Here is a 13,201-nt window from a genome sequence, read left to right as displayed (position 1 = left end):
AATTGTCCATTATCTAACCACTCTCGCATTGCCTTTCCAGATGCTCCATATCACCTCCTCATCGGCCGGCTGGGCATAATCTGTCAGGAAGGTAGTCGCCAGTGCACCGCTCGCCCAGGCAAACTGCACCCACTTTTCGGGTTCCATCCCTTTCAGGATACTATAAAGCAATCCACCTACGAAACCGTCACCACCACCGATACGATCCATCACGTTGATCCTACGCAACGGTGCTTCGTGCCAGTTCCCGTTTTCATAAACAATAGCGCCCCAGAGATGTTCATTGGCGCTGATTACCTCACGCAACGTATTGGCAAAGACCGAAACATGAGGAAACGCTTTCTTCGCATTCAGGATCATCCCTTTGAAAGCATCCAGTGTGCCTTCAATATTCTTACCCCCTGCTTTCGGTCCTTCAATACCGAGACACAATTGAAAATCCTCTTCATTACCGATAACAATATCGGAAAGGGAAACAATCTCTGTAAAAGCCTCTTTCAGTTCTTTCTCCCGGCCCTTCCAGAAAGTAGCCCGGTGATTCAGGTCGAAAGAAATGACCGTACCATGCTTTTTGGCATAACGTGCAATCTCGAGGCAGAAGTTGCTTGTATCGGGAGAAAGCGCCGCAATAAGACCGGAAAGATGTACAATTTGTACCCCCTCCCGGCCGAAGATTCGTTCCAGATCAAAATCTTTTACATTCAGTGTTTTTCCCACTTCACCTGCCCGGTCGTTCTGTACCCGCGGCCCACGCAATCCGAAACCACTGTCGGCAATATTAAACTGATGACGATATCCCCAGGGATCGCCCTGGGGCACCTCAGGCCCCTCATATTCCATATTCCGTGCTCTGAGATCGGCTTTAATGAAAGCAGCGATCGGACTATTTTTCACGAAGGTGGTGAGGACCTTCACTGGAAGTCCAAGGTAGGAAGAGATGCTTGCCACATTGGTCTCGGCACTGGTCGCCTGCATGCGAAACATATTGGTACTCTGCACCGGCTGTGCATCTACCGGCGTAATACGTACTCCCATACTGGTAGGTACTATCAATGAATATTTGAATTCTTTTTTTAATGTTATAGACATTTGGGTTGATGTGATGATTTATTAATTTGATGATTTACTCAATTGACAATGGATAATTGACGATTGACAATGAAGCATTGAATTCTGGAATCTTGAAATTATGAAATTCCAAATCCAATCAAATACTGAACGCATCGAAGCCTCCGTCGACGATAGCCACCGTTCCCGTTACAAATTTCGAAGCGTCACTTACCAGATAGTGGAGCGTACCTAACAGGTCTTCAGGATTTCCGAATCGGCGGAAAGGGGTGTGTGCTATAATAGTATTACCCCGTGCAGAATAAGACCCGTCGGGATTGGTGAGCAACGCCCTGTTTTGTTCCGTAATGAAAAAGCCGGGACACAACGCATTCACACGAAAATCCTCTCCGAATTTAATAGCCATCTCGCCTGCCATATATTTGGTAAAATTGGTCACTGCTGCTTTTGCTGCTCCATATCCTGCGACACGTGTCAGCGGACGTAAAGCCGATGCAGAAGAGATATTCACGATATTCCCCTTTTTCTCCCTGACCATATATTCGGCAAAAACCAGTGTGGGGACAACCGTTCCCATCAGGTTCAGATCGACCACCTTCCGGAAATCATCTGCTTTCAGGTCAAAGATGGTATTATCGGGACCGATAGTAGCACCCGGCATATTTCCACCGGCGCCATTGATCAGCACATCTATCCTGCCGTATCTGGCAGCGATCTCTTCCGCATTTTGCTTCAGGACAAACTCATCGGTTACATCGGTTTGAAGGAACATTGCATCCCCTCCGGCCGCTTTCACTTTTTGCACCAGTTCATCACCTTTCTCCTTGTTTCGCGCCAACACCGCCACTTTTGCACCGTGTGCGGCCAGATACTCTACCATTGAAGAACCCAATACTCCGGTTCCTCCCGTGATGACGATCACTTCTCCTTTAATATCAAATAATTTGTACATAATTTATTGATTTAATGACCCGGCAAAAATAGGCCTCCCATTTTATTTTTTAATCTTATTTCCCGTAAAATCTTCTTCACTAAAGTTAGACTATTTTTCGCCATGGCATAACTCAAGCAAGCTTGGTTCTGCTCATTTGGCTTAACAAAATAGTTCATTAAAATCAGTCGTTTTCAATCTCACTCCTTACCGATATTAAACAGTCTTTTCAGGTGCCTGTCATAAATATTCTCTTCCACACATGTGCCGATCACATCGGCATATTTGACGAGCAAATCGGTATATTTGCTTCCCATTTCCGCAGCCACTTTATAGGCTACGTGAATGAGCTGGCGGAAATTGGAATTGTAATCAGGATGTCCCTGTATATGCCGGAGCGTATTGGCAAACTTCTCTCCCGTCCAGCTATTGACTTCTTCTACGGAAGGTAGTCTCGAACCGTCGATATCAATCACATCGGCATAAGGGCCACACAACTCTTCCTGCCTGTTATATGAATTCTCATAGATATTTTTTGCCAATACCAGACCTTCTCCTCCTGCCAAAGCTAAACCTATCACCTCTTCCAACCAGGTCGTACCAGCGGTTTTCAGATGCAATCCTTTATCATGCTTAGCGATGATACCAGCCATGATCGGATAGATGGAAAATTTATCGCTTCCCGAGTGAACGCTCAGTTTCAGCTCTTCCGGCAAACCGAACTCTTTCACTGCAAAATCGATCACAAGCACATCCTCTTCGAACTCCTTGGCAAACTGATTCAGATCGCCCACATAATCGACTCCTTTATTAAACCGTCCGGTAAATTTGGGCGCAATTGTCTGGGCAGGCACACCTTTGTCGGCGAGCATCTTCAAAATAAAAAGCAACTCAACAGGTGTCTGCGGCGACTCCACCTCATCCATGGAAACTTCCGTGATGAAGTTGCCTTCACCCTTCTCCTTTTTCAGATAGGCGTAGATCTCCGAAGCGTGCTGTGCGGCAGCAAGGAATTTGGCGGCGATATCGCGCAACAACTCTTCAGTTACATTCAAAGGCTCCTCCATACCGGGGATATGTAACTGTCCCATATATTTCCGGCAGGAAGCCACAAAAGTATCTACATCTCCCTGGCTGCTCTCGTTACCGATAAATGCAGCCACATCCAACGTAAAGAAATCGGATACCTCTACATATTTGGCTACCGTACTGAGATTGATATGATCGGCATCCACAAAATAGAGTCCTTTGAAGTCCAGGGCATTGACAGCCTCGTCGGCCTCTCTGCGGGTATCTGCCGGTTGTGTACCGACATAGATATGCTCCCTGTTGGATTTATTCCATACCGGACTGATATCCAGACCTCCCTTTTCATTCGCTTTCATGATAGCCCTCAACTGCGCTTTTCCCTGATGAGTGAACCTATCTCCTACTCCTATACTATATTTTCCTAATTTCATGATTCTGATATTAAAAATTAAAAAACTGCTTTGCATTGTTATAGGATATATTCTCCACCATCTCCCCAAGGAATTTCATTTCCGAAACAGGAAGCAGTCCCTGCTCGACATCATTCCCAATAAGATTACATAATATCCGCCGGAAGTACTCATGACGCGGATAAGAGAGGAAGCTGCGCGAATCGGTCAGCATTCCTACAAAGCGGCTCAACAGTCCCAGGTTAGAGAGAGAATTCATCTGTGCTTCCATCCCTGTTTTTTGATCGAGGAACCACCATCCGGAACCGAATTGCATTTTTCCGGCGACCGATCCGTCCTGAAAGTTACCGATCATAGTAGCAATAAGGTCGTTATCCCTGGGGTTCAGGTTATAAATTATGGTTTTGGCCAATCGGTTGTCTTTGTCCAGCTGGTCAAAGAAACGGCTCATCGCTTTTGCTATGGTAAAATCACCGATAGAATCGAAACCGGTATCCGGGCCAATTTGGTTAAACAACCGGGTATTGTTGTTGCGAATAGCCCCGTAATGGAATTGTTGCGTCCATCCTTTTTCCCAATCCATCACGCCACCCTCATAGAGCATGGCCGATTTGAATTTCAGGATCTCCTCTCTTCCCAGTTCTTGTCCACCATACACTTTATTGAATATCTGCTCAATTTCGGTTTGTGTATAGGGTTCGGCATAAAATTCCTCGATACCATGGTCGGAAAGTTTACAGCCTGCAGCGGCAAAGAAGTCGTGTCGTTTACGAAGCGCTTCGATCAGGTCGTTGAACCGGTTGATGGTCACTCCCGACACCTCAGATAGTTTTTCCAGGTATGCACGATACTCTTGCGGATTCTCCACAGCCATGGCTTTATCGGGACGCCAGGTCGGTAAAACTTTAATATTGAATTTCTCCTCTTTCAGCGCAAGATGATGTTCCAGGCTATCGGCAGGATCATCGGTAGTGCAAACCACCTCCACTTTAAATTTTTTCATCAATCCCCGGGCAGAGAATTCCGGTGTACGCAGTTGCCCGGTACATTTGTCGAATATCTCCTTTGCCGTTTCGGGATTCAGAAGCTTATCAACACCAAAAGCAGTTTTTAATTCCAGATGAGTCCAGTGATACAATGGGTTCCGCATAGTGTAGGGTACCGTTTCGGCCCATTTCTCAAATTTTTCCCAATCGGAGACATCTTTACCTGTGCAGTACTTCTCTTCCACACCGTTAGTACGCATGGCACGCCACTTGTAGTGATCGCCTTCGAGCCATATCTGACTCAGATTATCGAAAGCATAATCCTTGGCGATATACTCAGGGTTCAGATGACAATGGTAGTCAATAATAGGTTGCATTTTTGCATGTTCATGATACAACTCTTTCGCTGCATCTGTCTGAAGCAAAAAATCTTCATGAATAAAACTTTTCATACGATGATATTTAATTTTTTATACTATGGTCGTATGGAACTCGCATATTATCACGTTCTTGAGTGAGAGCGGTTATTATGCTCGTTTCATATGATATACTATATTAAAAATGGATATTTTCCGCCATAGGACTCACTGTTGTCGTACACAATCCGTACAAGTCCTCAAAGTTATATATTTTTATTTGATAATGCCAGATACAAAATGATTTAATTTATATTTTACATTTGCATCGATGAATGTTCTGTGTATCTCTTTTTATAATTGCTTGGCGTGATGTTATATTTCCTTTTAAAACATCTGGTAAAATATTTAGCGTCATTCATTCCTACCTTGTAGGCTATCTCCTTTACTGTATAATCTCCGTTCCGAAGCAGTTCCGCCGCATGCTGCATCAGGAAATCACGCACATATTCTACAGGGGCCAATCCTGTGAGTCCTTTCAATTTCCTGAAAAACAAGGTGCGGCTCATACCTGTTTCAATCGCCATATCTTCTATTACAAAATCATTATCACCCAAATGTTTCTCAATAAAAGAGTTGACAGATCTGATAAATTTCAGATCCTTATCATTCACATGGGTATTATTTGCACCATTCTCCTGTTTCATCGGGATTTGTAGCGCTACATTACTCCTATTTCTATAATAAGTCTGCAATTCACTTCTTCGTTGTAACAGGTTTTTTACTCTTATTTTAAAATATGCCACACTAAAGGGTTTGGTAATGTATTCATCGGCACCATGTTCAAATCCTTCTAACTTGCTGTCCAAAGTTGTTTTTGCCGTAAGCAGTAAAAAGAGGATATGGCTCGTCAGGATATTTTTCCGGATATTTTCGAGAAACTCTATTCCATCGATTTCCGGCATCATAATATCGCTCACAATGAAGTCGGGGATCAGTTCCAATGCTTTTTCAAAACCCTCTTTTCCATCCGAGGCTTCATGTACCTCATATTCATTTTCAAGGACCGACCGGATAAATTGCCTTAGATCCTCGTCATCTTCCACAATCAATACAGAAGGATTATCGTTGATCTCTTCGTATATACAGGCATGAGCGGACTCTTCTGCTACGACCTCCGTTCCTTTTGTTTCCTCCGATAAGGCGGGCACTGAACTTTCATCAATGATCACATCGGTTCCAAAATGGGAGATCCCTGTCTTAAACAAAATGGTAAAAGCGCTTCCTTTCTGCTCGTCACTCTCCACTATTACCCTGGCACGGTGCTTATCGGCCATTTCTTTCACGATAGATAATCCGATTCCGGTACTCGGGTTGCTCTTATGTTCATTAAACGATTCAAACCTTCTGAACAGACGCTCCTGTTTATCTTTTGAAATACCCACTCCGGTATCTTTTACCCGTAGGGCTACTTCCTCGTTTTGATTATACACGGACACATGGATGGATCTTCCGGAGGGAGTGTATTTGAAAGCATTGGAAAGCAGATTGACAATAATTTTTTCAACCGCCTCGGTATCAATCCATACCGTCTGAATACCGACCCTGTTTTCAAAATTATAATCGATATTATTTATCTCTGAATTTCCAATATAATTATTATATATATTTTCCACAAAAGAAGCTATTTCGACTCTACTTACCGTAAGCGGAGATTGTGCCATTTTTTGAAAGTCGAGGATCTGGTTCACCATCTTCAGCAATCTATTCGTATTTTTCGACACAAGAGCAAGCTGATCTTTTACCGGCTGCGGCGTGGTTTTACTTTGTAACAGATTTTCAATAGGAGAAACGATCATTGTCAATGGGGTACGAATTTCATGCGAAATATTGGTAAAAAAGCGTGTTTTAATCTCCGACTCCTGTTTCTCCAACACGATCTTATTCCGCATCTTGTAAAATGTATAGAGTATTCTAAATGTGATATACAAAACCAGGATGGCCACTAAAAAATAGATAAGATAGGCCCACCCGGTAGCCCAGAATGGAGGCAAAACCTCTATCGTAAGAACCCGTTCGTTGCTGGCCCATACCCCGTCACTATTGGTCGATTTAACACGGAATAAGTATTTTCCTCTCGAAAGATTGGTATAGTTAGCTGTCCGTTGATTGCCGGCATAGATCCACTCCTTGTCGAATCCTTCCATCTTATACATATAGAGTATATTTTCCGGATCGATATAATCAAGGGCGGCAAATTCTATCCCGATAAAATTCTGATTATATTTTAGCACTATCCTATCCTGTATATTGATATCTTTTTTGAGCGGCCCTTCAGGGGATATGGGTAAGTTCCGGTTGAACAGTTTGAATTGCACAAGTGCAAGATAGGGACTAAAGGTGTTATTTCTCACATTCTCGGGATTAAAAATAACCATCCCGTGTGAATAGCCGAAAAGCATTCTACCGTCACATAAACGATACCTCGAATTTTCAGAGAAATTGTTCCGTTTCATCAATCGTTTGATCTCACTGAAGTTTTCAAATGTTTGTTCCTTACGATTGAATTTTGTCAGTCCTCCTTCACTCCCGATCCAGATATTGCCATTATTATCTTCCTGTAGGGAAAGGATAATATTGGATGGTAATCCATGTGCTGATCCGTATGTTTCAAAAGAAAGCGGAAAACCCTTGTTATCGGTCTCATTAATTTTACTGATGCCTCCTCCGAAAGTACCGATAAAGGTCTCACCCGACTCTGTCGTACATATATCTATCACATCATTGGCTCCAATAGAACCGGAATGCTGATTATTCCTTACATATATCCTGAAGTCTATTTCGTCTGGCTTCTCAAAAACTGTATCAAACATGATGAATCCGAGGGTCGTTCCCACACAAATATTTCCATGTCGGTCACTGTGGATAATGCGCACCTGATCGCCCAGATCGGACGGATAACCAGAGAGTTCATTCCGATGGTTGATTACTTTTAGACCATTACTTCCGTAAGGGATCAGGTTAATACCTCCTCCAAAAGTGCCGATCCAGATATTCCCCCTATTGTCTTCAAAAATAGAATATACGCTGTTGTTACTCAAAGAATAACTATCGGAAGGATCATTCTTGAAGTGGAATATCTCAAAAGCATTACGATAATCTTTTCTAACCAGCTTGTATGCTCCTTCCCCTTTGGTACCAATCCAGATGTTCTGCTCCGAGTCTTCGGTGATGCAGTAAGCGATCCCGTTTAAAGGCAAACCTTTGCCGATTTCTCCCCGGTTATTCAGGATACCCATCTCATTCAATTCGACGTCATATATGTGGATTTTACCATCTTTTGTCGCCGCCCAGATATTATTGTAAGAATCCTCGAAAATAGGACGCACATCGTTACTGACCGTCGAATTCACATTATTATTGAGTAATATTGATTTGAACTGGGAATCATCATAAAAGATCACCTTTTCCAATCCGTGCGACCGGGTACACATCCACAAGTTACCCTGCTTGTCGGAATAGGCAGAATGCATCATATTGGAAAACATCCATTTTGGAGAGAAGGGCTCATTATAAAAAGGAATAAGCTTATCCTCCATTCTGTCGTATATAGAAAAACCTCCTCCTCTCGGATGTACCCAAAGGCGCTCTTCCTTATCTTCGAAAATAAAAAAATTGGGAGGAAATACATTTCTTTCCGTACTTTCTATATAAGGTGTAAAATGAGTATATCTACGGGTATAGGGATTAAATTTGGAAACGCCCAGGCTGTCCGTATCGATCCAGATATTCTTAGACTGATCGATATAACAGGTAAAAATCCTTCCTGATGGCATCGCGGGCAGAGTCAACTCATTATACGCCTCCATACTACCGTCGTGGGTATTATATATGACAAAACCGCTAAGGCTGGAAACGATGACTATTTTCTCGGAAGAAATCTCCTGAATGGAAATAATATCGGAGGTCAATCCGGTAGAAAGCTGATAAAAGTGCTCTCTTTTCCGGTCATATCTCCAGATAATTCCCTTGTTCGACCCGAACCATAACTCACCGTTGAACTCCATCACACTGAAAAACGGTCTCGCTTGACGACTGCCGATATTGGATGCCGGATGAAAATAAGAAACAGCCACATCTTCGTCAGATGGTATCAATGTCAATCCGCTGTTGGTCAGGATCCATGAATCCCCTTCCTTATCTTCGAAAACCGTATGAACCCAATTGTCGGTCAGATTCTGATTTTCGCTATCGTATACCTCTGCATTGAAAAGAGAATCGACAATGGAGATGCAGCCATCCTTTTCGGATAGAAGCCACACCCTGCCGCTTTTCATGGGAATGATCCGGGAGGCAGTGAATGTACGCTTCCTGTATTCTTCAATCGATTTAATATCCAGGAACTTCCGGGTCTGCACATCGAATCGGTATACCTGATTGTCATAAGAAAGGATCCAGATATTATTGTATTTATCCTCATAAAGATGATCGATCCTGCTACTCTGCGACTCAACGACATTGCCCGTCGGCAGGCGATAAGTAGTGAAAGTATACCCGTCGAACTTACTCAATCCGTCCCATGTGCTGAACCACATAAATCCCTTACTGTCCTGCAGAATATCTGTGATAGTATGCTGCGGCAGGCCATTCTCCGAACCGTAATGTACAAAATAGGCTTCGGGCTGGGACATCATAATATGCTTTGCGCCGGGAAGGAGCATCCATAAAGAAAGAAATAATATCTTCAACTCTCTTTTCATTCGATAATTTTCATTTTTGGCACTAAGGTCATATGGATTAACAATAACAAGTTATTTTCAATCTGTATGAAACTGAAATAACACCATGTTACTATGGGTTAAAACGATAAATTGCCGGACTATTTATCCATCACAAATATAGTGAAATCCGAGAAAAATTCTAAGCTTGCTAAGGAGTGCCAAGGCGCATCCTCTATTTACAAATATACGATTATTTACGGTTTGTTGGATCTGTTTTTCACCTTATAACAATTTGTCACCCCTTAAAAACCAATTTATCACCTCTGTCAGAAAAAAAAGAGAGTAATATTGTGATGTGAATATAACTGTTACTGTGTAAACCCGAATGTTAACAAACTTTTAGACGATGAAAGAGGAGAGATGAAATAAATACCAGAACTCTCTGTAGTAAAATTTACTTAACTTAAATAAACATGACAAGTATGAATGAATCAAGAATGAAATTAAAAGTATCCATCGGATTACTGCTTCTTCTGTTTTGTTCTTTGGCTATTTCGGCTCAGGAGAGAACGATCAGAGGAGTGGTACAGGACACTTACGGCGAGCCAATCATTGGAGCGAGTGTGATGGCTAAAGGAACGAGTACAGGAACGGCAACCGATATCAACGGGAATTATTCGCTATCAGTACCGTCTTCTGCAACCACATTACAAGTTACCTATATCGGAATGAAAGACACCGAAGTTCCCATTACCGGGAGTGTAGTCAATATTACCATAGAAGAAGATATAGCTAATTTGGATGAAGTCGTAGTGATCGGTTACGGGACGGTCAGAAAACGAGACCTCACCGGGTCAGTATCATCTGTAAGTGCGGAAACCATCTCCGCAGTTCCGGTTGCGAGCGTTACAGAAGCATTGACCGGAAAAATGGCCGGGGTGCAGATCACCACCACAGAAGGTTCACCTGATGCGGAAATGAAGATACGCGTACGTGGAGGTGGTTCTATCACGCAGAGCAACGAGCCGCTTTTTATTGTGGACGGATTTCCGGTAGAATCCATTTCAGATATCCCCAGTTCGGATATTGAATCTATCGATGTCTTGAAAGATGCTTCTTCCACAGCAATTTATGGTTCACGCGGTGCAAACGGCGTTGTGATCGTGACCACCAAATCGGGAAAAGCAGGAAAAGTAAGCGTAAGCTACAATGCTTATTATAGTATAAAAAATATTTCGAAAACCCTTGATGTACTTTCACCTTATGATTATGCACTCTGGCAGTATGAATTGGCATCGTTACAGAGTTCAAACGAGTTGAATAAGTATATCGACTTTTTTGGCAATTTCCAGGATATTGATTTGTATAGGAACATCCCTGCAAACGACTGGCAGGATCTTACCTTTGGGAGAACCGGAAAGACTTTTAACCATAGTATAAGCATTACAGGAGGTAGCGAAAAGATGCGCTATTCGTTCAACTACTCCCATATCGATGATAAAGCCATCATGCATAAATCTAATTTTAATCGTGATAATCTAAGTCTAAAACTGAATAATAAAGTAAGTAATAAAGTATCACTTGATTTCAGCGCCCGATATTCCAATACTGAAATATACGGAGGCGGGGCTATTGACACGCAAAGTCCCTATGACTCGGATAGAAGATTAAAATATTCAGTCATATACACCCCCATACCTCTTAAAAACCTGGATGCATCGGTGGGGAGTGACGACGATGAATTGGGGAATCTATACCATCCCTTGGAATCTATCGATGATAACGACCGTGAGCGTACAAGGCAAATCCTGAATTTAGGAGGTAGCGCGACTTACAAGCCTCTTCGCAATCTCACGTTAAAATCGGAAGTCGGGATGGATGACAACAGGCAGAGCGACCAGCGCTTTTGGGGATTAACCACCTATTATATTAAAAATGTACCGCTACCGGAGAATCAGGGAAAACCGGCTATCCAGTTGCAAAATCGCCATAGGAGATCAATAAGAAATACCAATACAATTAATTGGGATTTCAAAAATATTTTACCGGAAAACCACAATATAACTCTTTTGGCTGGTCATGAATATATGGTAACGGAGCAGAAAACACTGACCGATGTTGTACATGGCTTTCCCGAATCATTCAGTGCCCGGGATGCATGGAAACTCTCCGCGGAAGGGACTCCCTTTGAAGTAGATAATTTTTATAACGAAGATGATAAGTTGCTCTCATTTTTCGGCCGTGCAAATTACGATTATCAGGGTAAATACCTGTTAAGCGGTACATTCCGTGCCGACGCATCATCACGTTTCAGCAAGGCAAACCGCTGGGGATATTTCCCGTCGGCTGCCGCGGCATGGCGTATATCGTCCGAACCGTTTATGGAAAACAGCCAATCGTGGCTAGACGACCTGAAACTGCGTTTCAGCTATGGAACAGCGGGTAATAACAATATCCCAACCGGTCAATTAAGGCAGATGTTCGAACCAAACGCCACCGCCTGGATCAATGGATTTTCAAGCTATTGGGCACCCTCCAAGACCATGGCAAATCCAAATCTGAAATGGGAAACTACCGTTACCCGGAATATGGGTCTGGATTTTACGATCCTGGGAGGAAAATTAAGCAGTACGATAGAAACATATCGTAATTCCACTAAAGACCTGCTAATCTTATTTCCGGTTCAGGGAACCGGTTACGACAACCAATACCGGAATATGGGAGAGAACCAGAACAGCGGTGTTGAAGTCACTTTGAACTGGTATGCCGTAAACAAGAAAAACTTTACACTCAGCTTTAGCGGAAATATAGGATTCAACAAAACGAAGATCATCAGTTTAGGTGATATGAATGATTTTGGATGGGCAACCGCCTGGGCCTCGACTGAGATAGGGTATGACTACTGGATTGCCAAAGGAGGAGCTGTCGGCCAGATAATCGGCTATCGTTCAGACGGACGATACGAGGTGGATGACTTTGAACGGTATGACAGTGCAACCAATAAATGGATCCTCAAAGAAGGCGTTGCCGATTCAGGTCCCGTGGTAGGCACTATCCGACCGGGAGCGATGAAATTAAAGAATCTCAACGACGACGAAGTGATCAGTGTTACCGATACCGAGGTGATCGGCGATGCCAACCCTCTCCACACCGGAGGTTTTACAATTAATACATCATTCTATAATTTCGACCTGTCGGCCAACTTTAACTGGAGTTACGGCAACGATGTGTACAATGCCAATAAAATTGAATTTACCCAGACAAGTAAATATCAGTTCCGGAATATGATCGATATTATGAAGGAAGGTTCACGGTGGACAAATCTCCGTCCCGACGGAACAATCAGCAATGATCCGCAGGAGCTGGCAGAAATGAATGCCAATACCACCATGTGGTCGCCCTATACGGCACGAATGATCTTAAGCGACTGGGCAGTGGAAGACGGAAGTTTCCTGCGTTTGAATATGCTTACCCTGGGTTATTCGCTGCCTAAAACATGGTTGCATAAAGTCAAAATGGAAAATCTCCGTTTTTACGTAACAGGTTATAACCTTTTCTTATGGACCAACTATTCAGGGTATGATCCCGAAAACTCTACCATGCGGAGAACTAACCTCACTCCCGGTGTAGATTATTCAGCATACCCCAAGAGCCGTCAATTTGTATTCGGAGTGAATGTAAGTTTTTAATTATAAATCAA

6 protein-coding genes are annotated in these 13,201 nt (G+C 43.0%); 1 reads left to right on the top strand and 5 read right to left on the bottom strand.

The genetic code is table 11. From position 1 onward, the window contains the following. Window positions 1-9: 9 nt before the first annotated feature. The 5 genes from F597_RS0103225 to F597_RS0103205 all read right to left on the bottom strand — a co-directional run bounded on the left by F597_RS0103225 (window position 10) and on the right by F597_RS0103205 (window position 9,540). Complete coding sequence (locus F597_RS0103225; protein WP_019538275.1) at window positions 10-1,089, bottom strand: sugar kinase; 1,080 nt, start codon at window positions 1,087-1,089, stop codon at window positions 10-12. Window positions 1,090-1,207: 118 nt separating this feature from the next. Then, a complete protein-coding gene (locus F597_RS0103220) occupies window positions 1,208-2,020 on the bottom strand; it encodes an SDR family oxidoreductase (RefSeq protein WP_019538274.1) in 813 nt (270 codons plus the stop codon). Window positions 2,021-2,199: 179 nt separating this feature from the next. Next, on the bottom strand, window positions 2,200-3,459 hold the full coding sequence (locus F597_RS0103215) for a tagaturonate epimerase family protein (RefSeq protein ID WP_044060034.1): 1,260 nt from the start codon (window positions 3,457-3,459) through the stop codon (window positions 2,200-2,202). A 10-nt stretch (window positions 3,460-3,469) separates the two neighbouring features. Continuing rightward, entirely contained in the window at window positions 3,470-4,876 is a 1,407-nt protein-coding gene (uxaC, locus tag F597_RS0103210; protein ID WP_019538271.1) for a glucuronate isomerase, read from the bottom strand. 221 nt (window positions 4,877-5,097) lie between these two features. Beyond that, entirely contained in the window at window positions 5,098-9,540 is a 4,443-nt protein-coding gene (locus F597_RS0103205) for a hybrid sensor histidine kinase/response regulator transcription factor (protein ID WP_019538270.1), read from the bottom strand. A gap of 443 nt (window positions 9,541-9,983) precedes the next feature. Here F597_RS0103205 and F597_RS0103200 point away from each other — a divergent pair, with 443 nt between their 5' ends. Further along, a complete protein-coding gene (locus F597_RS0103200) occupies window positions 9,984-13,190 on the top strand; it encodes a SusC/RagA family TonB-linked outer membrane protein (protein ID WP_019538269.1) in 3,207 nt (1,068 codons plus the stop codon). Window positions 13,191-13,201 lie beyond the last annotated feature (11 nt).

The sequence above is a fragment of the Proteiniphilum acetatigenes DSM 18083 genome, assembly GCF_000380985.1.
GTDB lineage: Bacteria > Bacteroidota > Bacteroidia > Bacteroidales > Dysgonomonadaceae > Proteiniphilum > Proteiniphilum acetatigenes.
Note: the sequence above shows the minus strand (reverse complement) of the source record. Positions and strands in the feature narration are given on the sequence as shown.